Origin of the sequence: Oligosphaera ethanolica, assembly GCF_030814695.1 — a bacterium.
GTDB classification, from domain to species: domain Bacteria; phylum Verrucomicrobiota; class Lentisphaeria; order Oligosphaerales; family Oligosphaeraceae; genus Oligosphaera; species Oligosphaera ethanolica.
The window spans coordinates 1,044,457-1,070,512 of record NZ_JAUSVL010000001.1 but is presented as its reverse complement, the minus strand read 5'-3'; the positions used below and the strand labels follow the sequence as shown (position 1 = coordinate 1,070,512).

The window sequence follows — 26,056 nt, the reverse complement described above, 5'->3', positions numbered from 1 at the left end:
GGGCACAACTGGATGCCTGACAAACACAATCTGAACACGATTACAGACCATTTTCAACCAAGACTTAGGTGCTGTAGTGCCTCTACGAGGCACTGTTCGATAGGACACCTTACCCCAGGCTGAAGCCTGGGGTTAAGCATGGTCGTGCCCCTACGGGGCAAATTCATGCATAACTACCTAACAAGTAGTCTATTGTAAAAAATCCTTTCGCAAAAGAAGATATTCGGTCACATTGGCGCAAATACATGTGTTCATCACAAGATTTCGCACATTACAAGAAAATACGGGACACTGAGCATGAAGATTATTACTTTGGGAACCAGTCACGGCGATCCGACCTACTGCCGCCACTGCAGCAGCACGCTGTTGCAGCTGAGCGATGACATGGGCTACCTGATTGACGCCGGTGCGCCGGCCAACGCGCTGATGATCCGCAAGGGGCTGCAGTTGACCATGCTGCGCGCGGTGTTTATCACCCATCAGCATGAAGATCACATGGGCGGGCTGCCTGGCGTCCTCAAGACCCTGGTTAAATATCCCAAACGCGATGGCGCGACCACGGATATACTGTTGCCGGAGCAGAGCGGTATCGACGCGACCCTGGCCTTTATGGCCGCGACGGGCCGTGGCTGGCCGCCGGAGCTACTGACCTTCAGGGTCTTGCCCAGCGCCGCCTGCTGCTATGCTGACGACCTGGTGCGGGTCAGCACGCTGCCGACCGAGCATATGGGGGCGTCCCCCAGCTATGGCTTCCTGGTCGAAACCGAGGGCAAGCGCGTGGTTTTCTCGGGCGATCTGCATGCCAGTTTCCGCGATTTTCCGCTGCGGCCCGGTGATGATCCCTGCGATCTGTGCATCTGCGAGTGTGTCCACTACCGTCTTGAGGACGCCCTGCCCAAGCTCAAACAGTTGCCCATTAAGCGCATGATCTTCAATCACATCGGCAACGCCTGGCATGGCGAAGACAACGAGCGACGTTTCCGGGAGCTCGTCGCGGAATTGCCGTTTCCGGCGACGATGGCTTTTGACGGGGATGAATTCACGGTCTAGGCATTTCGCCCTGCCGATTGGAAGGACTGTTATGACGACGATTGCCTTGTTGGGCGACATTCATTTGCCCGACCGCGAAGACACGGTAAAGGATTTAGTGTGGGACTGGGCCCTGGCCGAAGCGCGGCGACAGGGCGCCGAGTTGCTGGTCGGCCTTGGCGACTTGACCAGTGTCGGTACGCTCAAGGCTGCCCAGCGCGTTCGTCGCAAACTGGACGCGACGGAGCTGCCTTTTGTGCTCAGCCCCGGCAACGCCGAGTTTCGCACTCGCGCGCAGACGGCGGCGGTGCTGAGCGCGCTCAGCACGCCCCGTCAGCACGGCGAGGTTCTGGTGCTCGATAGCGCCAAGGGCTCGTTCAGCGACGACAGTCGCGCCGACCTGGCTGCGCTGCCCGCAAGTGGCCGCCGCAATCTCCTGGTGGCGACGCACTGCCCGCCGGCGGATTTGCCGGAAGGCGATCGGGCGATGCTGGAAGAGTTGGCGGCCGCCGGCGTCATCGGTTGCCTGGCGGTGGGGCATAAACATTGGGATGCCAGCAGCGGCTGCTGTCAGCAGATTCGCGGTCTTGATCCGGATAAAGCCCAGGGTGGACCGCCGGCGCTGGTCATCATGCGGCGCGGCCCGGTGGGCTGGCAGCGGCAGGACATTTCCTGCCCGTTGGCCGACCCGCTCAACTGGTCGGAGGCCGAGCGCCGCGAATGGCTGGCGAACCTGGGCATATCGGCGATGGGGCAGACGCTGCCGGCCTTGGCCGAAGCCCGCGCGGAGGGCGTCGCCGCCGTGGAACTGCGTTATGAAGCCACGCGTGGTATTGCGGACGACGAGTTGCTGCCGGCGCTGGCGGCCTGGCGTGGGGCGGGCGGGCGTTGTCTATCTATGCACTGCCCGAGTATCGCCTGGCAGGACGGCGTAGTGACGGGCGTGTCGGAGTTGCGTGCTTGTGCGGAGTACAGCCGTCGCCTGGGCGTTGATCGCGTGACCGTCCATGTGCCGGGGGTGACCGTGCAGGAACTGCGGCGTGATGCCGTGCCGTATGGGGCACTGCTGGATGCGACCTGCGACTGTCTGCGGCCGCTGGTGGACGCGGGTATCGCCATCGGCATCGAAAACATGCATATGCGCGACGCTGAGAGGGTCGGTGACAAACGTGGCTTCGGCTACATCCCCCGGGAATGCCAGGAGTGGATTGAGGCTCTGCGCGGCAGGCTGGGCAAGGACGCGGTCGCGTTCCATCTGGATATTGGTCACGCGCGCAACAACAACTGGTATTCGAGCCTGTACAACCTAAGCGAGTGGTATGCGGAAATGGGCTCCTGGCTCAGTGGCTGCCATCTGCATCAATACAGTCTGGTTGATGGCCGTTATGATAACCACTATCCATTGCACGAAATCTACGGCGGGTTCATCTCACTCGCGTCGTTTTTCATGTCCTGGCATCTTGGCCAATGTCGCCATGTGCCGATGTTTTTGGAAATCCGCCACGAATCGTCCATTGCGAGTTATCGGTCCCTGCGTTCGGCTTTGGGGCTGGCGCGCGGTGAAGACGCCTGACACCGATCAAAACACACCATGGGAGAGCACCATGTCACTTGTCAAGCAACCCCGTCTGAGTATGATAGCTTTGATCTGTGCCGGGGCATTGCACGCGCAGAATGCCATTGTCGAGCAGTTTTCCCTTGCCGATTTCAGCGCCGACCAGGCGGTGCGCTGGTCTAGTCGGCTGAGCGTGATTGCGGACCCCGCCATGGGTGCTGTCGGTCGCTGGGCGGTGCCTGCCGAAGCCAAAGCGGATAGTGTGCCGCTGGCGCTCGGCGACTGGGCACCGGAATGCGACGAATGGGACGAACTACGCTTCGAATACAAGCTCAGCGAAGTCCCGGCCTGGTTTGGGGTCAAAGTCACCGACTATCCGTTGGCTGACGGCATGCAGGCGACTTGGCAGCTGGAGGTGCCTGGCAATGCCGCTGGGCAGTGGCGGCAGGCGATTGTGCCCTTGCACGCGCCGAGGTGGCTTTGGGGCGACAAGCCGTCGAAAGAGCGACGGGCTATTGATTTTCGGGTACAGAACGACGCTGAACGCGAGGTCGAGGTGTGCATTGCCCGCCCGCGGCTGGTACGTCGCAAAGTCCATCTGGCCGGCGCGCCGGAACTGTCTTGGGAAGCGGCTGGTCGCGCGGGGCGGCTGGCTTTCACGGTTGTCAATCGCTCGCAGGACAGCCTGGCTTTACAGCTGCGCCTGAGCGCCAGCGACGATCGCGTCGTGTTGACGCCGGCGGTGGCCGACCTGAGTTTGGCGCCCGGGCAGCGACAGGTTATGAGTGCCGCTCTGTCTTGTCGTGAGGCGATAGGGCCGCTGACGTTGTTTCAGGTGGACGTGGTATTGCAGGCGCCGGGGGCTGACGCGGCGCCGGGCGATGCGTTGGGCGACGACCTGCTGGCGGTGCAGGAAACGCTGGCGGTCACTGTGCCCTTTGGTGAGATTCCCGTGCCGTGTCTGCTGTTTACGCCGGAGCAGTTGCCGGCGCTGCGTGAACGCGTCGCCGCTGGTGGGCCTGCGCACAACTGGTGGCAGGGCGTGCTGAAGAAGGCCGACGGGTGGCTGGAGCGCACGCCGGAGTATCCGCCGCGTGGTGCGCAGTGGTGGCATTGGTACAGCTGCAAGACCTGCGGTGTGAGCCTCAAGACGGCCTCGCCGACGAGTCATGTCTGCCCGCAGTGCAAGGCCGAGTACACGGGTTGGCCGTACGACGACGTTGTTCTCAGCCGCGATCACGACGCGCTGGCCAATAGCATCCGCGATCTGGGCATTGTCTATCAGGTGACTGGCGACCGCCGCTACGCCGCCAAGGCTCACGAGATATTGCGGGGCTATGCAGAGCGCTACCTGGGCTATCCCCTGCACAATATCCATGGCAAGCCCAGCAAGGGCGGCGGCCATGTCCATCCGCAGACTCTCGACGAGGCGATCTGGCTCATCGCCATGGTGCAGGGTTTTGACGCGATCAAGGAGACACTGAGCGCCGCTGACATTGAGTTCCTGGCCAGCAAGATGCTGCGGCCGGCGGCGGAGATGATCAAGGATCACCAGTGGGGCATCCACAACATCTGCTGCTGGCATGCCAGTGCCTACGGGCTGGTCGGGATCACTCTCGGCGACCAGCAGCTGCTGGGCGCGGCGATCAACGGCCCCAAGGGCTTCCGCGCACAGGTGGATAAAGGCGTGACTGAGGACGGACCGTGGTACGAGGGCGCCTGGGGCTACCACTTCTACACCATGTCGGCGCTGGAGCCATTGGCCATCGCCGCCAAAAATCTCGGCATTGACCTGCATAGCCAGCGCTACAAGGGCATGTATGACGCGCCGCTGAAATTTCTGGCGCCGAGCTACCAGCTGCCGGCCTTCAATGACAGTGCCCGGGTGGGCTTCACGCCTAGCGGGGCGAGCTGGCGTTACGAGACGGCCTACGCGTGGTGGGGCGATCCGCTGCATGGCTGGGTGGTCGCTGGCGGCAATCGCCAGAACATGTACGCGGCGCTGTGGGGCAAAGACGAACTCAATGCCGGTCAGGCCGAATTTGCGTCTGGCGCCTACGACGCTGCTGGCGCGGTGGTGATGCGTTCGCAGTCGCCACTGGTTCCGGCTGGCGACATCCCCGGCAATTTTGTCGCCGTGGACTACGGCGAGCACGGCGGCGGGCATGGCCATCCTGACAAACTGAACATCGTCATCTGGGGGCGCGGCGAGCTGCTTTCTGAGGACCCGGGCTGCATCGCCTACGGCAACCCGGCCCATCAGGGCTGGTACCGGCAGAGCCTGAGCCACAACACTCTGGTGGTGGACGGCGAGAGCCAAAAGCCGGCGACCGGCAAGCTCCTGGCCTTTGTCAGCGCCGGCAATGCCACGCTGTGCTCAGTGACTGCGGGCGACATCTACAGTGGCGTCGAGGCCGGCCGCGTGCTGGCACTGGTTGACGACATGATACTCGACCTGCTGTGGGCGCGGTCGGACAAAGAACGCCAATACGAGTGGTGCTTCCATTCACGCGGCGCCCTCACGTTGGACGGGGCCGGTGAGGCCGCGCCGGCACCCGCGGGCGACGCCTACAAGTGGGTGCCATCATGGCGCCGGCAGGGCCACGATGGCGCTTGGCGGGCCGAGTGGCAGCATAACGATGTCGTACTGCGCCTGTGGCAGCGCTCGGCCACCGGCGAGCTTTGGGACGGTGTCGGCATGGGCAATCCCGCGACCGTGAAGCCACCGCTGGTGCTCAACCGCGTGCGTGGTCGCGAGGCGCTTTTTGCCAGCGTCATGGCCATTGCCGGCAAGGACGAAGCGCCGGTCGCCGGCGAAATCCTCGACCAGGGCATGGACGGCGCGGGCAATTGCTGGCTGCGGGCGCGCTGCGCCGGCAAGCTCTATCTGCTGCTGGCCAGTCGGGACGGGACGATGCGTTACGGCGACCTGACCCTGCAGGGCCAGGTCGCGCTGCTGGTCAGCGACGACGCGGCCGGTGCCGCGCCCGCATGGCAGTCCATTCTGCTCAAGTGATGGCGATTGCATAGGTGGCATTAGCGCGGAAAAAAAAGACACCGAATTATGAATAAAATCTGTCTGTTGTTTTTGTGTGCGGGGTTGCTGTCGGCATCGGCGCAGCAAGCGACCATATCCATGTTCGTGGAGGCGGAAAATCCCGGGCCTGGTGACGCCAAGGGTGAGTTTGTTGACAGGCAGGTAGCCATGGCGCGGGTGGCGCCGGATACTCTGCGGGTGACGGTGCCGGTCAAGGATATTCCCGCGCGTGCCGAGTGGCTGAAGATCCTGCCGGAATTTGCCCAAGCGACGGTGGGCGACGCCGGCTACTGGGTGATTGGTCGGGGCATCTTCGGCGAGTTCATGCCGGGGGACAAGGACTACTTCGAGTCCAATCTGATGATACCCATCTACGGCATGAAAACGCCGACGACGGCCTACGTCGCCATCGTGCAGGGCATGCGCTTTGAAGCCACGGTGCAGATATGGCGGGAGAATGGCGTTTATACGCAGGTGCTGAAGTATTATCTCAAACGCCTGCAACGCCCGCCCTACGAGGATATCGTGGTGGACTTTGTCCTGCTGACGGGTGACGACGCGAACTACTCGGGCATGGGTCGGCGCTACCGGCAGTTCCAGCTGGAACGCGGTGTCGTCAAGTCCATCCCGGAGCGCATTGCCAGCGGCAAGTCGCCCTACCTCGACTACCTCTGCGACGCCATGCCTCTGCGCATGACTCACGCCGGCAAACCGTATAGCAAGGAGCGCATCGACTACACGGCCGAAACCGAGAAGCCCCTGCAGGTGTACAATGATTTCCCCAAGGCGCGCCGGCTGCTGACGACGCTGAAAAATGCCGGGGTGGACAAAGCGGCGATGTGCGTTGCCGGCTGGCAGACGGGTGGCTACGATGGCCGCTGTCCGGCGAGCTTCCCCGTGCCTGCGGAGCTCGGCGGGGAAGAAGCCCTGAAGGCCTACGTGAATTTTGTGCAAAAGGATCTCGGCTATGTCTGCGACGGCCACTCCAATTACACAGACTGTTTCACGGTGTCGCCCATGTGGAGCGAGGATCTTGTCTGCAAGGGCCCGACTGGCAAGCTCAATACCAATGGCGTCTGGTCCGGTGGCAACGCCCACAACCTCTGCGCGCGTAATGCCTGGGAGACTTTCTTCCGCGACGAGATCAAGCGCATTGCCGGCCTGGGCTTCCGCGGCGCGCATTACATCGACGTTTTTTCGGCCGTGACGCCGTACTCCTGCTATGATCCCAAGCACCCGGCGACCCACAAAGAGGCCGGCGAATACCAGCGGTTGATGCTGCAGGAGGCCCGCAAGTACTTGCAGGGCGCCGCCTCGGAATGCGGCTGGGATCACGTCATCGGCGAATTGGATTACATCAACTACACATCGCGACACATGCTGAACTACTACAAAGACGGCCGCAAACACGCGATGGTCAAGACCGTCGTGCCGTTGTGGGAAATCGTCTACCACGGCATCGTCCTGTACAACCCCGATAAACTGACGCAGGGCGAACTTGACGCCGTCAACGCCCTGCGGCTGGTCGAATTCGGCGGGCGGCCGATTTTCTACGGGGTTAGTGACCGAAACATCCCGGCAATTGCCAAGGCCTACGAGGACTTCAAGCCCCTGCGCCATCTCCAGCGCGTCTTCATGCAGTCCCACGACATGATCAGCGAGAAAGTCGCCAAGGTGACGTACGCCGACGGCACGGTTATCGTCTGCAACTACGGCGACGAGCCGTATAGCTACGACGGCAAAACCGTCGCGCCGCTGGCCTACCTGCTCGACGGCAAATAAGCGCGGGGCGAGGGGGACGGCGCTGCTGTGGACAACGTGGACAAAGTGGACAACGTGGACAAAGTGGACAAAGTGGACAGAGTGGGCAAGGTGGACAGAGTGGACGCTCTGTTCGTGTAAGTCCACTGTGTCCACCAAGTCCACCAAGTCCACCGGGTTCGCGTTAGCCGGTTCCACCACAAAATGGTATGTTTTGTGGGCATGTCGCCATTGGTATGGTCAGTAGTTGTGCTTCATTAGTTGTGTGTATTTTGCGGGTGTCGTTTTTGCCGCAGCGTCGGTATCTATTGCGCATATCTGGTGAGGCGAGGTCATGGAATTATTTGCGACAGCGCGCGAGCGTTTGGAGAAGCAATACGAATGCGCGGTGTATGATCCTGCCAGCGGCCTTGATCGCGCGGGGCTGCAGGAGCTCTTTGCCGCGCATCGCGCGGCGCATCCCGCCGAAGAGCGGGTGCTGACCAAGGCCTTTCTGCTGAAGCTGATCTTCACTCACGGGCGCATCGTGCCGGAACCGGACAACTTTTTTGCCGGCAAGGTCGATCACTGCGGTCTGCTGGTGGACTTGCGCAAAGAATGGCATGCCGACGAGTGGTCACGGCAGGACAAGAGCGGCGGCATGGCCGGCTATTGGGCGGCCGATGCGCAGAACAACGGCGTGCGCTACATGATCGACGTCAGCCATGTGGCGCCGGACTGGCCGTCGGTGCTGCGGCTGGGCTTCACGGGGCTGCTGGAACGGGCGCGTACGGGCGACACGCCTTTTCATCGCGCCTGCGCCATGACCTACGAAGGCGCCATTGCGCTGTGCCGGCGACTGGGCGCGGCATCCGCGAATTCCGCGCTGGCGGCGCTGGCAGAAGGGCCGCCACGCACGCTGCATGAGGCGTACCAGATGGCGTACATCTTCCACGACCTCGCGGAAAACGAAGGCGAGGAAGTGCGCTCCATGGGCCGTTTTGACCAGCTATTCATCGACTACTATCGCCGCGATCTCGCCGAAGGCCGACTGACCCGCGATGACGCCAAAGAACTGACCAAATATTTCTGGATCGCTTTCTACGCCAAGTACCAGGGCAAGCGCTTTGGCAAGAATTTCTGTTTTGGGCCGGATATCAACGAGCTGTCGTATCTGGGCATGGAAGTCTATTACGAGATGAACACGGTGGACCCGAAGTTGTCGCTGCGGGTGACGCCGGACACGCCGGCGGATTTTCTGGCGCTGGTGGCGCGCACTGTCCGCGACGGTCGCACGGGCATTGTCATGCTCAATGACGACATGATTATCCGCGGGCTGATTCGACATGGCCGCCTGCCGGAGGATGCGCGGGAATACCTGCCCATTGGCTGTTATGAGCCGGCAGTGCAGGGCAAGGAAGTGGCGATCTCTGGCGCGACGGGACTGTATCTGCCGCGCTTTGTGCTCAAAGCCATGGAAGACGGTCGGGACTACCCGGACTTTACGTCCTTCAAGGCGGCCTATTACGACTATCTGCGCGCAGGTACGTTGCACATGTGCGAGATGCAGCGGCGCTGCGAGGTCGCCTGGCCGAAGGTCCACCCCACGCCGTTCCTCGCAGGGTCTTTCCCAAACTGCCTTCGGACGGGCCGGGACTACTCAGAGGGCGGCGTCGAATACAATTCGACGGGCTGCGTGATCAGCTACTGCGCGCAGGCGGTGGACTCACTGGCGGCGGTGGACTTCCTGGTGTACCGCGAGAAGCTCTGCACGCTGGCCGAGCTGCGGCAGGCGCTGGCGGCGAACTGGTCGGGCTTCGAGAAACTGCGGCTGGCGGCCATGAACCGCGCGCCGAAGTGGGGCAACAACGACACGCGGGCGGACGAATTGGCCGTCGAGCTCGCGCGCTTTATCGGGCCCTTCCTGAACAGCCAGCCCAATGCGCGCGGCGGGCATTTCTTCGCCTCGCTCTATGGCCAACTGGTGGTGGAAAGTGGCAAGCGCTTCGGCGCGCTCCCGGACGGCCGCCTCGCTGGCGAGCCGCTGTCCAAAAACATGGACGCATGCACCGGCATGGATCGCCGTGGCGTCACGGCGCTAATGAATTCCGTGCTCAAGATCGACATGACGGACTTTCCCTGCGGGACGTGCCTGGACATCATGCTCCACCCCAGCGCCGTGACCGGCGACGATGGCCTGGCGACCCTGGTCGCGATCATCCGCGCCTTCATCGCCGGCGGCGGCAGCGGCCTGCAGTTCAACATCTTTGACGTCGCTACGCTGCGCGACGCACAGCTTCACCCCGATAAATATGCCAATCTGCAGGTGCGGGTCTGCGGCTGGAACGCGCGTTTCACGGACCTGACCCCGGAAGCCCAGCAGACCTTTATTGACCAAGCCGCCGCAACGGCCTGACGTCGGGATGAACCCATGTCGTCATGCGATGGTTCCCTCGGCTGCGGAGCCTGTCCGGAAACGGCTGGAAGCCGTTTCTACTCTGGTCGCTCTGCGACAAGACATGCCGCCGGTAGAAGAACGCGAATAAGTTGGGGGGCGGAGGGGCGCTCGGGGGGGGCACGCCAAGGGTGTTTGGTCTGAAGTCCTGTCGATAAAACGGCTGGGCCCCGCCTGAAGGAAATTCTTCAGCGCGAGGCCCTTTGTTGTTATCTGCAGGCCTTGCGGCTTACAGCAGCGGGATGTTGTGTTTCTGGCAGGCGTCGATCATGTCATCCGGCCAGATGCTGGCCTGGATTTCGCCGATGTGGGCCTTTTGCAGGAGGAGCATGCAGAGCCGTGACTGGCCGATGCCGCCGCCGATGGACAGGGGCATCTTGTCTTCCATCAGGGACTTGTGGAAGAGCAGTTTCAGGCGGTCGCTGGCGCCGCGCAGTTCCAGCTGCTTGAGCATGGCGGCTTTGTCGACGCGGATGCCCATTGACGACAGCTCATAGGAGCGGTCGAGGATGGGGTTGAAGACGACGATGTCGCCGTTGAGGCCGCAGTGGCTGGCGTCGCTGGGGGTGGACCAGTCGTCGTAGTCGGGCGCGCGGCCGTCGTGGGGCTGGCCACTGAGGGGCAGCGGGTTGCCGATGCCGATGACGAAGATGGCGCCGTACTGCATGGCGGCCTTGTCCTCGCGTTCACGGGGCGTGAGGGTCGGGTACTGCTTTTCCAGGTCTTCCGTGTGCAGGAAAGTGATATCCTTCGGCAGATAGGGCTCCAGCACGGGATATTCGTTGGCGATGAATTTTTCCGTGCGGCGGAGTGCGTAGTAGATGTGGCGGACCGTGTCCTTCAGGAATTCCAGGTTGCGGTCTTTGGCGGTAATGACCTTCTCCCAGTCCCACTGGTCGACGTAGAGCGAGTGGAGGTTGTCCAGGTCCTCGTCGGGGCGGATGGCGTTCATGTCGGTGTAAATGCCGCAGCCGGTCGGGATGCCGAGGCGGGCCAGTTCCATGCGCTTCCACTTGGCCAGCGAGTGCACGACTTGGGCGCGGACGCCGCCCATGTCCTTCATGGGGAATTCCACGGGGCGTTCGGTGCCGTTGAGGTCGTCGTTGATGCCGGTGCCGGCCTGGACGAAGAGCGGCGCGGTGGCGCGCTGCAGATCGAGCTCAAAGGCGAGGTTGGCCTGGAAGTCGTCCTTGATCTTGCGAATGGCCTTTTCCGTGGTGAGGGCGTCGAGCTTGGGCTGATAGCCCTTGGGGATATAAAGACTAGACATTGGGCAAAGTCCTTTCCTATCGTCGTCAAAAAAATACGAAGGCGTGACAGTGGCCAGAATTTCTGGCCATTTTTGTAAAAAACGTCAATTATTCGTCATCTGCTCCTCCTTTCAGAGGGTAACGCGGTTTGGTGGGCATGGCCTGGTCAGCGATGTTTGGGCGGTGACCTGGGTATTGTCGCCAACAAAACGGCGTATCGGCAAAACGTCGTTATCCTGGTATTACGAAATTGTAAAAGAGGGTATTGCCAGCTGGTGCCGGCGGGGTTACTACGTCACAGCCAGGCGGCGGCGTCGGCATCGGCGGGCATGCGCCAGTCGCCGCGCGGAGACAGGGCGATGGTGCCGACCTTCGGGCCGTCGGGCATGGCATTGCGTTTGAACTGCTGCGAGAAGAAGCGCTTGAGGAAGGTCGCCAGGGTCGCGCGGATGTGTTCGGGCTCGTAGCAGCCGGCGAAAGTCTGGTATGCCCACTCCAGCAGATCATCGGGTCGTTCTCCGTACTTGAGGAAGTAATAGAGGAAGAAGTCATGTAATTCATAGCAGCCAAGGAGCTCTTCGGTATGCTGCGCTTCGGGCAGCAGTTCCGGCGAGACCGGCGTCGCATTCACATCTAGCAATAAGCGTGCCAACTCGTCATCGGCGCTGGCGGCATAGAATTCCACGAGGTATCGCACGAGGGTCTTAGGCACGCCGCAGTTGACGCAGTACATGGACATGTGGTCGCCGTTGAAGGTGCTCCAGCCCAAGGCAATTTCCGAGAGATCGCCGGTACCGACGACGATGCCGCCGACGGCGTTGGCGACGTCCATGAGAATCTGGGTGCGTTCGCGAGCCTGGCAGTTTTCGTAGACCACGTTGAGATTTTTGGGGTCGTGGCCGATATCCTGGAAGTGGCTGGTGACGGCCTTGGTGATGTCGATCGTGCGCAGTTCGGCGCCGATTTTTTTGGCGATGGCGCTGGCGTTGCTTTTGGTGCGGCTGCTGGTGCCCATGCCGGGCATGGTGATGGCGCAGATGGTTTTGTGGGGCAGCTTGAGCATGTCGCAGGCCCAGGCGGCGACGAGGATGGCCAGCGTCGAATCCAGTCCGCCGGACAGACCGATCACCAGGCGTTTGGCGCGGGTATGCTCGAGGCGCTTGGCCAGGCCGGTCGCCTGGATGGTGAGGATTTCGCGGCAACGCTGTTCGCGGTCGGCGCTGTTGGCGGGGACGAAGGGCTGTTTGGACAGCGCGCGGTACTGCGCGTCGGGCGCGACGGGCAGGGCGGGCAGGGCGATGCGGCGGACGGGGGTGGTGGGGCAGTCATTGAAGCTCGTCCAGGCGCGGCGCAGACTGTCGAGCCAGCGTGGGACGACATCGGCGTAACTGATGCTGCCTGTGCGTTCGAAGCGCTGGTTTTCGGCGCAGACGCGGCCATTTTCGGCGATAATGGCGTGGCCGCTGAAGACGAGATCGCTGGTTGACTCGTGGACGCCGGCGCCGGCGAGTGCGTACACGGCGCAGAGCCGAGCGCTTTGGCTGGCGACGAGGGTGCGGCGGTAGTCGGCTTTGGCGACCAGCTCGGGGCCGGCGGAGAGATTGAAGATGATCTGTGCGCCATTGAGGGCGAGGTTGTTGGAGGGCGGGGTGACGGCCCAGAGGTCTTCGCAGAGTTCGACGGCGAAATGGCAGTCGTCCCCGGCGGTAAAGACCATGTCGGCGCCGATGGGGAGGTCGCGGCCATTGATCACGACGCTGGTGGCAGGGCATTCGCGGATGGAGCGGAATTGGCGTTTTTCGTAGAATTCGCGGTAGTTGGGCAGGTAGGTCTTGCCGACCAGGGCGAGGATGTCGCCATCGCGGATGACGGCGGCGCAGTTGAAGAGGCGCGTGCCGCAGAGGATGGGCACGCCGACAATCAGCAGTGCGGGCTGTCCACGGGTGGCGTCTTGGACTTTCTGCAGGGCGGCGAGGGCGGCATCCAGGAGGGCGTGCTGCTCGAAGAGATCGCCGCAGCTGTAGCCGGTGATGGCCAGCTCGGGGAAGAGCACGGCGGCGGCGCCGTGGGCCACAGCCTCGCGATACTGCGCGATGATGCCATCGGCATTGGCAGCGGGATTGCCGACCTTGAGGGCCGGTACGGCGGCGGCGATGCGGTATACTCCACGCATGGGATCTCTCCTGGAAAGGCGCGCTCGGATAGGTTGGTCGGGCTGGGCGGCTCGGCCTGGGCAGGCGTGCGGGCGCAAGAGTCGTCAAAATCATTCGTGTGCAATGGGTTGCAACGGTATTTTTGGCGTTCTTGGCGCACGCGTCGGTGACGAACCCATACTATACCCCCTCAAAGGGCAGGGGGAAACGGCACGGCCATAGCCAGTTACAATGCCGCATAATCGGTCAGTCATTGATATTGGCTGGACGACATGCCGCCGATGTCAATCCCAGGTAAGCAAGTGAGTTCCATTGCCCCTTTGGCCCCAGTCAGCTGCGCCGACTGGGGCCAAAGGGGCCGAGGAACACGAACATAGTCGTCGTTGCACCCAGGGCGGCGCACGCCTTCAGCGTGCTTGCCCTGGGCTGGTATGTTTCGCGCTTTCAGCGCTTCTGCCGCTTCGCGGCGGAAATGCACGACGAGAAAAGGCTGCTTGGTTGAAACAACAAGTGCCATGGATACCGTTAAATGCAGAGCATCGGTTTCATAGGAGCCATTGATATTGGATGCACGACATGCCCCTCTCTGGCGCGGTGAGACTGGATGTGCTAGCCAATGTGGCGCCCTCCAGGCGCAATTCTATGTTGTTGTCCTACCCCGGGTTGCGGCGCCCTCCGGGCGCCTCACCCGGGGATATGCATGGTTCGGCCCTCCGGGCCGAACTTGGCCGATCAGTCTGATGGTTTGCGACAGGGCGGTCAAAAAGGCATCAGGGACAACAAATAACAATCACTCCTAGCCGCATAATCGGTCAGTCATTGATATTGGCTGGACGACATGCCCCTCTCCGGCGCGGTGAGACTGGATGTGCTAGCCAATGTGGCGCCCTCCAGGCGCAATTCTATGTTGTTGTCCTACCCCGGGTTGCGGCGCCCTCCGGGCGCCTCACCCGGGGCTATGCATGGTGCGGCCCTCCGGGCCGAACTTGGCCGATCAGACGACTTGCGTTGTCCGATTCGGGCCGAAAACCACCATCATTTAATATCTATGTTTTTGCGCCGTAGGCGCATAACCATGCTTAACCCCAGGCTTTAGCCTGGGGACGCCGCTTGCCAACAGACAGTGCCTCGTAGAGGCACCACAGTTTTGGTTATCAATCACTCCTATGAAACACGCTGCCGTAAAGGTCGGCGGGAATCAAGGTCGGATGGCTGGGCGGCGGCGGGCCGTGGGTTTCCTGCAAATTGTCCCAGCGAAGCGCCGGGGTGTACACTGACCAGTTACCATGCCGTGTCGATGGTACGTGCCTGGGCCATGCCGTCGGCGATAGCGCGGACGACCAGCGATGGGCCGTTGGCGGCGTCGCCGCAGATGCTTATGGCTGGGCTGTCGGCGAGGCCGTACTGTTCTAGCAGTTGCTGGCGGCTCTGCTTGATGAAGCCCAGGGCCAGGAAGACCACGTCGCAGGCGATGACCTCTTCGTTGCCAGTCGGGGTGAACTTCAGCGGCCGGCCGTCTGGTGCGCAGGTCCAGCTGACGGGGTGGACCTTGGCGCCGCTGACGCGGCCGTTTTCGCCGACGAAGGCGGTTGTGCTGAGGTCCCAGCGGCGTTCGCAGCCTTCTTCGTGGCTGGACGACGTGCGCAGCAGGTATGGCCAAAGTGGCCACGGCGTTGACGACGAGCGAGTCGCCGGCGGCTGGGGCATGATTTCGATCTGGGTGACTGATGCGGCGCCCTGGCGGTGGCTGGTGCCGACGCAGTCGCTGCCGGTGTCGCCACCGCCGATGACCAGCACGCGCTGGCCCTTGACGACGATGGGGGGCGCAGGCAGTTCGCCGGCGTTAGCGCGGTTCTGGCCGGCGAGGAAGTCCAGCGCGAGGTGAATGCCCTGGAGTTCGCGGCCGGGTATGCTCAGGTCGCGGGCGACGGGCGTACCGCAGGAGAGGACGAGGTGGTCGTACTGCTTGGTCAGGTAGCTGGCAGAGACGTCCCGGCCGACCTCGGTGTCGCAGACAAAGCGGATGCCGGACTTCTTCATGATCTGCACGCGGCGTTCGATGAGCTGCTTGAAGAGCTTGAAGTCCGGGATGCCGTAGCGCATGAGGCCGCCGGGGCCGGCGTTCTTCTCGTAGACGGTGACGTTGTGGCCGAGGCGGTTGAGGATGACGGCGGTGCTCAAGCCGGCGGGGCCGCCGCCGACGATGGCGACGCGGCGGCCGCTGCGGCTGGCGACCTGGTCGGGCTGCACCCAGCCATTGGCGAACGCGCGCTCGACGATGGCTTTTTCGACCTGCCGGATGGTCACGGCCCCGCAGTTCATGCCGGCCGTGCAGCTACCTTCGCAGAGCGCGGGGCAGACCCGGCTGGTGAATTCCGGGAAGGGACTGGTGCTGCTGAGCAGCTCCCATGCCTGGCGCCAGTCGCCGCGATGGACGGCGGCGTTGAAATCCGGAATGAGATTGTCCAGGGGGCAACCCGTGCCGTGGCAGAAGGGTATGCCGCAGTTCATGCAGCGCGATGTCTGCTGGCGGAGTTGTTCGTCGCTCATGGGCATTTCGACTTCGGCGAAGTCCCGTTCGCGCTCATCGACGGGGCGGTAGACGTGGTCGAGGCGCGGTATATCAAGGAATGCACGTTGTTCATTCATGGCTTATTCCTCCACGGATTGGTTTTGCCGACGCAGGGCCTGGCGGTACTCGATGGGCATGACCTTGACGAAGGTGCCGCGGGCGTTCTCCCAGTCGGCGAGAATGGCGGCGGCCGCGGCGCTGCCGGTGAGAGCGTGGTGGTCGCGGAGCAGCGCGAGCAGCTCTGCTTCGTCCGCGCTGCCGGCGTCGATGCTTTCGAGATCGATGGAGCCGAGATTGCAGTGCAGATCGAAGTCGTTGTGTTCGTCCAGGACGTAGGCGACGCCGCCGGTCATACCGGCCGCGAAATTGACGCCGGTGGGGCCGATGACGACGACGCGGCCGCCGGTCATGTACTCACAGCCGTGGTCACCGACGCCCTCGACGACGGCATTGAAGCCGCTGTTGCGGATGGCGAAGCGCTCGCCGGCGCGGCCATTGAGGAAGAGCTGGCCGCTGGTGCCGCCGTAGCCGACGACGTTGCCGACGATGGCGTTGTCCTTGGCGACGAAGCCGCTGCCGGTTGGCGGGGTGATGATGATGGTGCCGCCGGAGAGGCCCTTGCCGACGTAGTCATTGGCTTCGCCTTCGAGCCTGAAGGTCACGCCTGGCGCCAGGAAGGCGCCGAAGCTCTGGCCGGCCACCCCGTTGAAATCGACGCGGATGTTGTCCTGCGGCAGGCCTTGTGGGCCGTGCTTGCGGGTGATAGCGCAGGAAAGAGTCGCGCCGACGCTGCGGTGGACGCTGCGGATGGCGCACTGGATGTGTGCCTTGCTGCCCTTGTTGACGGCCTTCTGCAGCTTGGGCAGGAGCTGTTCCTGGTCGAAGCTCTCGACTGGGAAGCGCGATCCGTCCCAGCGGATCTGGCCTGCGCTTTCCCGGTGGAAGATGGCCGAGAAATCGAGCTTGCGGGTCTTGTAGTAATTGATGGCTCGGTTCATGACCAGCAGATCGCTGCGGCCGACGGCCTCGTCCAGCGAGCGCAGGCCCAAGGAGGCGAGGATTTCGCGGGCTTCGCCGGCGAGGAGGCGGAGGAAGTTCTCGATGTACTCGGGCTTGCCACGGAAGCACTTGCGCAGTTCGGGGTCCTGCGTGGCCACGCCGACGGGGCAGCTGTTGTCATGGCACTTGCGCATCATGACGCAGCCGAGGCAGACCAGGAGTGTTGTCGCGAAGCCGAATTCTTCGGCGCCGAGGAGGGCGCCGATGACGACATCGCGGCCGGTCTTGAGCTGGCCGTCCACTTGCAGGCGGACGCGTCCGCGGAGCTTGTTTTTCACGAGGGTTTGTTGGGCTTCGGCCAGGCCGAGTTCCCATGGCAGTCCTGCGTGCTTGATGCTGGTGAGAGGCGACGCGCCGGTGCCGCCGTCGTGGCCGCTGATGAGAATGACGTCGGCGTGGCCCTTGGCGACGCCGGCGGCGATGGTGCCGACGCCGACTTCGGAGACCAGCTTGACGGACACGCGCGCCTCGGGGTTGGCGTTGCGCAGATCGAAGATGAGCTGGGCGAGGTCTTCGATGGAGTAGATGTCGTGATGTGGCGGCGGCGAGATCAGCGTCACGAAGGGCGTGGAGTGGCGCACGCGGGCGACGGCGGCGTCGACCTTGTGGCCGGGGAGCTGCCCGCCCTCGCCGGGCTTGGCGCCCTGGGCCATCTTGATCTGCAGTTCGCGGGCGTTGGCCAGGTAGCTGATGGTGACGCCGAAGCGGCCGCTGGCGACCTGGCGGATGGCGCTGGAGCGGACCTCGCCGTTGGCGCCGGGCTTTTCGCGGTCGGGGTCTTCGCCACCTTCGCCGCAGTTGCTCATGGCGCCGAGGCGGTTCATGGCGATGGCGATGGCTTCGTGTGCTTCGGGGCTGAGGGAGCCGAGACTCATGGCGCCGGACACGAAGTGATGGATGATGGACTCGACGCTTTCGACTTCGGCCAGCGGCACGGGCGTGGCAGCGGCGAAGTCGAAGAGACCGCGGAGAGTGCACAAGTGTCTGGCCTGGTTGTTGATGCATTGCGCGTAGGCGCGGTATTTGTCGGCGTCATTGTTTTGCACGGCCTGGCGGAAGAGACTGAGACTGTCGGGCGTCCAGAGGTGGTTTTCGCCGTCCTTGCGGAAGCGGTATTGGCCGCCGGAGGGGAGGAGGCTCATGCCGGTCTGGCCGAGGGCATCGGCCTGGCGTTGCCGGGCTTCGCGGGCGATGTCGTTGAGATCGATGCCGCCGATGCGCGAGGCAGTACCGGGGAAATAGCGGTCGATGACATTGCGGTTGATGCCGACGGCCTCGAATATCTGGGCCGAGCGGTAGCTGCGCAGGGTTGAGATGCCCATCTTGGACATGACCTTGAGGATGCCCTTTTCAACGGCGGTGATGTAGTTGCTAGCTGCCTTGGGGGCGGAGACGCTCAGCTGCTGATTTTGCGTCAGTGCGGTGACAGTCTGCAGGGCCAGGTAGGGATTGATGGCCGTGGCGCCGAAACCGAGGAGCAGGGCGTAGTGCATGATTTCACGCACTTCGCCGGACTGGACGATGAGGCCGACGGGCGGCCGCAGGCCCTTGCGGATCAGCGCGCGGTTGACGGCGGCACAGCCCAGCAGCGCCGGCATGGGGGTGAGGTCGTCGGGGAGGTCCTTGTCGCTAAGGACAAGGATGTTATGGCCGTTCTTGACGGCGGCCACGGCGCGTTCTTCCAGGCGGGTGATGGCCTCTTCCAGGGAATTGTGCCAGCCCAACTGCAGGACGGCCGTGCTGACGCGGGTTTCGCGGACGGCGCAGATGCGGCGTAGGTCCTCGTCGGTGAGGATGGGCCGAGAGAGCTTGATGATGCTTGCGCGCTGGGCGGAATCCGAGAGGATATTGCCCTGGTTGCCGATGTAGGTGGTAAGGCTCATGACCAGCTCTTCGCGGATGGGATCGATGGGCGGGTTGGTCACCTGTGCGAACAGCTGCTTGAAGTAGTTATAGAGCAGCTGGGGCTTTTCGGAGAGCACGGCTAGCGACGCGTCATTGCCCATGGAGCCCAGTGGCTCATGGCCGGTGGCGGCCATGGAGCCGACGATGATGTCCACGTCCTCGCGGGTCCAGCCGAAGAGGCGTTGCTGGGCGGCGAGGTCGCCATTGACCAGCGAGGGATTGATGGAATCGAAGAGACCGCTGATGGAAATCTTGTTTTCCTCCGCCCAGCGGCGATAGGGTTGTTGGCGGGCGATGCTGTTCTTAAGCTCGGCGTCGCCGATCAGCCGTTGCTTCTGCAGGTCGCACCAGATCATTTCGCCGGGGCCGAGGCGGCCCTTGAGGACGACGTCGCCGGCGGGGATGTCCAGTACGCCGGTCTCGGAGGCCAGGACGAAAAGGCCGTCCTTGGTCAGGGTGTAGCGCGCCGGCCGGAGGCCATTGCGGTCGAGGATGGCGCCGGCGTTGACGCCGTCGGTGAAGGCGACGGCTGCGGGGCCGTCCCATGGCTCCATGAGCGCGGAGTGATAATCGAAGAAGCCGCGCACATCGCGTCCGAGGTGGTAGTTGACGCCCCATGCCTGTGGCATGAGCATGAGCATGGCGTGGGGGAGGCTGCGGCCGGCGCAGACGAGCAGCTCGAGCATATTGTCGAGGCAGGCCGAGTCATTCTGGTTTTCGTCAATGAGCGGGAGGAGCTTGGGGAGGTCGTCGCCGAAGAGCGGGCTGGCCAGGAAAGGCTCGCGGCCGCGCATCTGGTTGAGATTGCCGCGCAGGGTATTGATCTCGCCGTTGTGCGCCAGATAACGGAAGGGATGCGCCAGCTTCCAGGTCGGGAAGGTGTTGGTGCTGTAGCGCTGATGGACAATGGCCAGGGGGCTGACCAGGTCCTCTTCGCTCAGATCGGGATAAAAGTGGTCGATCTGCGTCGCCAGCAGCAGGCCCTTGTAGACGATGTTGCGGCTTGAAAAGCTCGGCAGATAGGCATCGTGGAGCTCCTTTTCCAGGCGCCGCCGCATGACCAGTAACTTGCGTTCGAAGACGTCCTGGTCGGCGTATGCCTCGCCGCTGACGAAGAACTGGCGGATCAGCGGGCAGCTCTCGCGGGCAACGGGGCCGACTGCGTCGGGATTGACCGGGACGTCGCGCCAGTGGCAGATGCTGGCGCCTTCGCTGCGGACGATCTCGTCAATGCGCTCTTCCTCACCACGGCCATTGAACAGCATGGCGACCGCGTAACGCCCCGCCGGTGGCAGTGCGATGGGCACGATGCGGCGGAAGAAGGCGTCGGGCAGGGCGAAGAGGATGCCCGCGCCGTCACCGGTATCGGGATCGCTCCCGGCCGCGCCGCGGTGCATGAGGTTCTTCAGAACGGTGATGCCCTTGTTAATGATATCGTGATCGGCGCGGTTGGTCAGGTTTGCGACCAGACCGACGCCGCACGCGTCGTGTTCATGACGAAAACTGTACAACCCTGAATCTGCAGGCAGATTCAGGCTACGCTGTCGGGCCTCATTTTCATTCTGGGACATGGTGGTACCTCGTCGTAAGTGGGCTTGCAATGAGCGATGCGGCAGAAACTGCCGGGAGAACTAATAGCAGGGGGCGTGCCAAGTGTGGGGAAGATTGGAATGGGGAAGGCATGGGACGAATGGGACGTAGGGGACGTAGGGGACGTAGGGAACATGGGACGTAGTGGGACGTAGGGGACGTAGGGGACGTAGGGGACATGGGACGAATGGGACGAATGGGACGAATGGGACGTAGGGGACCTATAGTAGGCAGCAGTAGTGGGCGAAGGGGGCGTAGGGCAAGAAACAGTCGTCTGCCCAGGGTGGGGCGTCTTCCCCGTCTTGTACATTTTTGTACAACTCGTTTTCGTGGTTTTTTACAAAATGGTAATAGATTAGGCAAGGTGCCTTGGGCGGTCTGAGCTCGCCGGGGTCTTTTGCGGCATTGGCATGTTTACTGCTGAGAGTATGCACTGTTTGGGCGGTGTAATGACATCAGCGCTTTGTTAAGGAGAATGCGACATGAGCAATTTGAATCGAGTTAACGCGGTGAATGCGGTAGCGGACCGTCTGCCTTGCGGCGTGATGCCGGCGCAGGCGGCGAGCATCTCGTATTATGCCGAGGATGTCTTCAATGCCGAGAGCATGCGTGAGTACCTGCCGAAAGCGACGGCGGAAAAGTTGATTGCGACGATTTCCGGTGGCGCGGCTTTGGACCCGTCGATTGCGGGCGACGTGGCGCATGCGATGAAAGAATGGGCGTTGGCGCGAGGTGCGACGCATTACACGCATTGGTTCCAGCCGTTGACGGGTGGGACGGCGGAGAAGCATGACGCCTTTTTGGACGTGTCGGACAAGGGCGAGGCGATCATGGCGTTTTCGGGCAAGAATCTGATTATGGGCGAGCCGGACGCGTCGAGTTTTCCGTCTGGCGGCTTGCGTTGCACGTTTGAAGCCCGTGGGTATACGGCCTGGGATCCTACCAGCCCGGCGTTCATCAAACGTCACGGGAATGGAGCGACCCTCTGCATACCCACGGTTTTTTGTTCGTACACGGGCGAAGTATTGGACAAGAAGACGCCGCTGCTGCGTTCAGTCCAGGCACTGAATCGCTCGGTACGCCGTTTGATGAGCTGTTTCAAGCAGCCGGAGGCGCGGACGGTGGCCACGCTCGGGCCGGAGCAGGAGTACTTTTTGATTGACAAGAAGTTCTATTTGCAGCGGCCGGACCTGGTGCAGACGGGGCGGACGCTGTTTGGGGCGCCGCCGCCGAAGCATCAGCAGCTGGAAGACCATTATTTTGGCTCGATCAAGCCGCGGATATTGGCGTTCATGACCGATGTCGAGAAAGAGTTGTGGACTCTTGGCATCCCGGCGAAGACGCGCCATAACGAAGTGGCGCCAGCGCAGTTTGAGATTGCGCCGATCTTTGAGGATCTGAATCTGGCGATTGATCACAACATGCTGGTGATGGAGGTGCTGCGGCAGGTTGCGGACCGTCATGGTCTGGTTTGTCTGATGCACGAGAAGCCCTTTGCGGGCGTGAATGGCTCGGGCAAGCACAACAACTGGTCCGTGAGCTACGGCAATCACAACCTATTGGATCCGGGCAAGAATCCGCATGAAAATGCGATTTTTCTGACGGTTTTGAGTGCGATTATCCGGGCGGTGGATTTGCACTGTGACCTGCTGCGGTCTACGACGGCGGGTGCCGGCAATGACCACCGCCTGGGGGCGAACGAGGCGCCACCGGCGATCATCTCGATCTTCCTGGGCGAGCAGCTTGCCGATGTCATCAACCAGATCAAGAACGGCGCCATCACCGGGAGCAAGCGGCCGGACGCCATGCGCATCGGCGTGGATTCGCTGCCCACGTTGCCGCGTGACGCGACGGACCGGAACCGGACCAGCCCCTTCGCCTTCACCGGCAACAAATTTGAGTTCCGCGCGCCCGGCTCAAGCCAGTCCTGCGCGGAGGTCAACACGGTGCTCAACACGATTGTCGCCGAGTCGCTGGATTATCTGAGCGAGCGACTGGAGAAGCTCTCCACGGCGGATTTCAACACGGGGCTGCAGGCCCTGCTGAAGGCCGTGATCAAGGAGCATCAGCGCATCATCTTCAATGGGGACAATTACAGCGCGGATTGGGTGAAGGAGGCCGAGAAGCGCGGCCTGCCCAATTTGCGCGACACCATGGAAGCGATCAAGCCGCTGCTCAAGCCTGAGAACCAGGATATCTTCGTGCGCTATGGCGTGTTCAGCAAGATCGAACTGGCCTCGCGCTACGAAGTGTACATGGAAGAATACCATCGGCGCATACGGATTGAAGGCGGCATCGCGGCAGAAATCGCGCGGAGTCTGATCTTCCCCGTGGTGACCGAGGAATACCGGCGGGTACTGACGGCGCTCAACGCGGCGAAAGTGGCCGGTATTAGCCATGGTGTTGAGGGCTTGCGCATATCGGCCGAGTTACTGGGCAAGGGCCTGGACGAGCTGCAGCGGCGCTGCGACGAGCTGGACGAGGCGCTCAAGGGCATGCACGAGGGTATCATCGTGGCGATGGAGAGCATCCGCGAGATCGTCGACACCCTAGAGCACGCTGTTGATGACGCCCGCTGGCCGCTGCCGAAGTATCGCGAGATGCTGTTCATCTACTGACGGGTGATCGTGCCTGGCGCGGGGCCGCTGTGGTGGCTCCGCGATGGCGCGAACGGTGACCGCGCCCGGCTGCGCGCATAGTGCGGCCGGGCTTTTTGAGAGCACGAGGAGCGGCGGGAAACAACGCGATGTCCGACGAAATCAAACACGAGTGCGGAGTGACGCTGCTGCGCCTGCGGCAGGGCTTGGGTTATTACGAGAGGCAGTACGGCTCTGCCTACTACGGCTTTGAGAAGCTCGCCCTGTTGATGGAGAAGCAGCACAATCGTGGTCAGGACGGCGCCGGCATCGGCTGCGTCGGCCTGCAGGTCGAGCCTGGGCACCCCTTCTACCAGGTCGAAAAGTCCTGCGGGGAATTACCGCTGGCGGAGGTCTTGAACCGCATTGGCGACCTAATCGCAGCCGCTGGCGGGGCGGGCGTGTTGCCGGTGGCTTCGCCAGCGCCGGGGGCGTCGGCGGGCTCAAGTGCTGGCCGCTCGTTGACGCGCCCTTTTTGTGGTGAAGTGTATTTGGGTCACGTGCGATATGGGACCTATGGCAACCGCAGTATGACGGCCTGTCATCCGCAGGTGCGGGACAGCTCGTGGCGCAATCACTGCCTGCTTTTGGCGGGCAATTTCAATCTGACGAATACGCGGCAGTTGTTCACGCAGCTGGTCGAATCGGGTCATCATCCCAGCCGGACCCAGGACAGCGAAGTGCTGTTGGTGCAGCTGGTGCACTACCTGGAAAAATTGTCGGTGACGCACCAGGGTACCGACAGTTCGGACATCCTGGGGATATTGTCCTCGGCCGCCAGACATTGGGATGGCGGCTTTGTTATTTGTGGGGCATTGGGCAATGGCGATGCCTTCGCGTTGCGCGACGCCGCCGGCATCCGGCCGGCCTTTTATTACTTTGACGACGAGATTGCGGTGGTGGCGTCGGAGCGCGCGGCGATTCAGACGGCGTTCAACCTCGCGTCGGCGCAGGTGCAGGAATTGCCGCCGGGGCATGCGCTGAGCGTCATGCGCAATGGCGAGCTGAAATTGCAGCGTTGCCTCCCGGAGCGGCCCCTGCGGCGCTGTGTCTTTGAGCGTATCTATTTTTCCCGTGGGAGTGACGCTGACATCCAGCGCGAGCGTCGGGCGCTGGGGCGGGCGGTGACGCCGGCGGTGCTGGCCGCGGTCGATCATGACTACGCCAATACGGTGTTTTCGTACATACCCAATACTGCTCAGATCAGTTTCCACGGCATGCTTGACGAGTTGCACGAGAGCAGCGGTGGCCAGCGGGTGCGCTTCGCGCAGATCGCGGTCAAGGACGCCAAATTCCGTACGTTTATTGCAGACGCGGCGCAGCGCAAGGACCTCTTTCCCCACGTGTACGACGTGACCTACGGCATCGTGCGTCAAGGCTTTGACAACCTCGTGGTGATTGACGACTCAATCGTGCGCGGCAATACCATGCGCAACGCGATTTTGCCGATTCTGGACCGCCTGGGGCCGAAGCGGATCGTGGTGGTGTCGTCAGCGCCGCCGATCTGTTACCCGGATTGCTACGGCATTGACATGGCCAGCTTTGGCGAGCTGGTGGCCTTCGAGGCCCTGATGTCACTGATCAAGCGGCGGGGGCTGGAGAAGGCCTTCCAGGACGCGGTGGTCTTGGCGCGGGCAGACTTGGCGTTGCCGGACGAGCAGATGGCAAATCGCGCGCTGGCGCTGTACGCGCTGGTAACGCCGGCGGAACTGTCGGCGGAGATCTGCCGCTTGCTGCGGCCGCCGGAGCTCAAGGCCGAGTTGCGGATTGTATATCAGAGTTGCGAGCAGCTGCGCGCCTGTTGTCCGGATCATCTTGGCGACTGGTATTTCACGGGTGACTATCCAACGGCTGGCGGCAAACGCGTGGTCAACTGCGCACTGGTGAACTACGCCAGCCGGGTAGCCGGCCGGGCTTATTGACAAGACGGAGTGACGAGACGAACAAATTCCCGCGGCGCCACGGCGCCGCGGATGGAGAAAGGTGAGACGATGGACAAACGGCACTACCTAGCCCTGGATGACGGCGAAATCTTCTATGGCCGGTCCTGCGGGGCGCCGCGCGACAGCGTGGGCGAGGCGGTTTTCAATACGGGCATGACGGGCTACCAGGAGATCATCACCGATCCGTCCTATGCCGGGCAGTTCGTGACCCTGAGCACGGCGGAAGTGGGCAATTACGGCTGCAATCACGAAGACATGGAATCACGCGGGCTTTTCCTCAATGGCCTGATTGTCCAGACCATGAATGAGCCGTCGAACTACCGCTCTGAGGAGAGCCTGAGCGCCATGCTGCGGCGGCATGACAAGCCGGCGCTGTGTGATGTGGACACCCGGCGGCTGGTGCTGCATATCCGCGATCACGGCACGCGCAAGGCCTATATGCATGTGGCGGATGAGCCGCTGGACACGGTCGAGGCGATTGCCCGGGCGCAGGCCTGGGAGGGCCTGGATGGCCAGGACTACGTGGCCAAGGTCAGCAATCCGAGCGCTTACGACTGGAATCGCAGCGGCGATCTGCGGGTGGTGGCCTTCGACTTCGGCATCAAGTACAATATCCTGCGGTCGTTGGCGGCGGTGGGCATACAGGTTCAGGTCGTGCCGGCGTGGACGACGGCGGGCGAGGTGCTGGCGCGCAAGCCCGACGGGGTCTTCCTGTCCAACGGTCCGGCCGATCCGTCGGCGTTGACGGGGGCGATTGCGGCGGCGCGGCAGCTGGTCGGGCGGGTGCCGGTGATGGGCATCTGCCTGGGGCATCAGATACTGTGCTTGGCGATGGGTGCGAGCTGCGGCCGTCTGAAATTCGGCCATCACGGCTGCAATCACCCGGTGCGCAATCTGGAGCGGGCGACGGTCGAGATCACCAGCCAGAACCACAACTACGCGGTGGCGATGGACTCCCTGCCAGATTGCTTGGATGTGACGCACATCAATCTGAACGACCAGACGCTGGAAGGCGTGCGTCACAAACACGAGCCGATGTTCTGCGTGCAGTATCATCCCGAGGCGGGGCCCGGCCCCAATGACGCCTTGTATCTTTTCAAGCAATTCCGGGAACTGATGGGGCGGTGACGGC

12 protein-coding genes are annotated in these 26,056 nt (G+C 62.6%); 8 read left to right on the top strand and 4 right to left on the bottom strand.

The features are described from left to right. The first annotated feature begins 297 nt into the window (after positions 1-297). From J3R75_RS03710 to J3R75_RS03690, 5 genes are all read left to right on the top strand, one after another. Positions 298-1,050, top strand: coding sequence for an MBL fold metallo-hydrolase (locus tag J3R75_RS03710; RefSeq protein WP_307259993.1), 753 nt, complete (start codon positions 298-300; stop codon positions 1,048-1,050). Positions 1,051-1,081: 31 nt separating this feature from the next. Then, a complete protein-coding gene (locus J3R75_RS03705) occupies positions 1,082-2,602 on the top strand; it encodes a TIM barrel protein (protein WP_307259992.1) in 1,521 nt (506 codons plus the stop codon). Between the two features lie 31 nt (positions 2,603-2,633). After that, positions 2,634-5,600, top strand: a complete 2,967-nt coding sequence (locus J3R75_RS03700; protein WP_307259990.1) for a heparinase II/III domain-containing protein — start codon at positions 2,634-2,636, stop codon at positions 5,598-5,600. Between the two features lie 48 nt (positions 5,601-5,648). Further along, positions 5,649-7,403 carry a DUF5696 domain-containing protein gene (locus J3R75_RS03695; protein ID WP_307259989.1) on the top strand — a complete coding sequence of 585 codons (1,755 nt, stop codon included), beginning with the start codon at positions 5,649-5,651 and terminating at the stop codon, positions 7,401-7,403. Between the two features lie 313 nt (positions 7,404-7,716). After that, on the top strand, positions 7,717-9,777 hold the full coding sequence (locus J3R75_RS03690) for a pyruvate formate lyase family protein (RefSeq protein WP_307259988.1): 2,061 nt from the start codon (positions 7,717-7,719) through the stop codon (positions 9,775-9,777). Positions 9,778-10,045: 268 nt separating this feature from the next. Here the strand turns inward: J3R75_RS03690 and asnA are convergent, their stop codons facing one another. The 4 genes from asnA to gltB form a co-directional block, all read right to left on the bottom strand. Further along, positions 10,046-11,086: an aspartate--ammonia ligase gene (gene asnA, locus J3R75_RS03685; RefSeq protein ID WP_307259987.1), complete on the bottom strand. Its 1,041-nt coding sequence runs from the start codon at positions 11,084-11,086 to the stop codon at positions 10,046-10,048. A 275-nt stretch (positions 11,087-11,361) separates the two neighbouring features. Continuing rightward, a complete protein-coding gene (locus J3R75_RS03680) occupies positions 11,362-13,239 on the bottom strand; it encodes an NAD(+) synthase (protein WP_307259986.1) in 1,878 nt (625 codons plus the stop codon). A 1,261-nt stretch (positions 13,240-14,500) separates the two neighbouring features. Continuing rightward, the gene (locus J3R75_RS03675; RefSeq protein WP_307259985.1) at positions 14,501-15,868 is read right to left on the bottom strand and encodes a glutamate synthase subunit beta; all 1,368 of its coding nucleotides are present in this window, start codon (positions 15,866-15,868) and stop codon (positions 14,501-14,503) included. Between the two features lie 3 nt (positions 15,869-15,871). Continuing rightward, positions 15,872-20,326: a glutamate synthase large subunit gene (gene gltB / locus J3R75_RS03670; protein WP_307259984.1), complete on the bottom strand. Its 4,455-nt coding sequence runs from the start codon at positions 20,324-20,326 to the stop codon at positions 15,872-15,874. Positions 20,327-20,890: 564 nt separating this feature from the next. On the opposite strand from gltB, the gene J3R75_RS03665 reads away from it, so the two are divergent. The 3 genes from J3R75_RS03665 to carA all read left to right on the top strand — a co-directional run bounded on the left by J3R75_RS03665 (position 20,891) and on the right by carA (position 26,052). Continuing rightward, positions 20,891-22,963 (top strand): glutamine synthetase III family protein, encoded by a 2,073-nt coding sequence (locus tag J3R75_RS03665; protein WP_370882386.1) that lies wholly within the window; start codon positions 20,891-20,893, stop codon positions 22,961-22,963. Positions 22,964-23,091: 128 nt separating this feature from the next. Beyond that, complete coding sequence (locus J3R75_RS03660) at positions 23,092-24,903, top strand: amidophosphoribosyltransferase (RefSeq protein ID WP_307259982.1); 1,812 nt, start codon at positions 23,092-23,094, stop codon at positions 24,901-24,903. Between the two features lie 69 nt (positions 24,904-24,972). Then, positions 24,973-26,052, top strand: coding sequence for a glutamine-hydrolyzing carbamoyl-phosphate synthase small subunit (gene carA / locus J3R75_RS03655; RefSeq protein ID WP_307259981.1), 1,080 nt, complete (start codon positions 24,973-24,975; stop codon positions 26,050-26,052). The last annotated feature ends 4 nt before the right edge of the window (positions 26,053-26,056 follow it).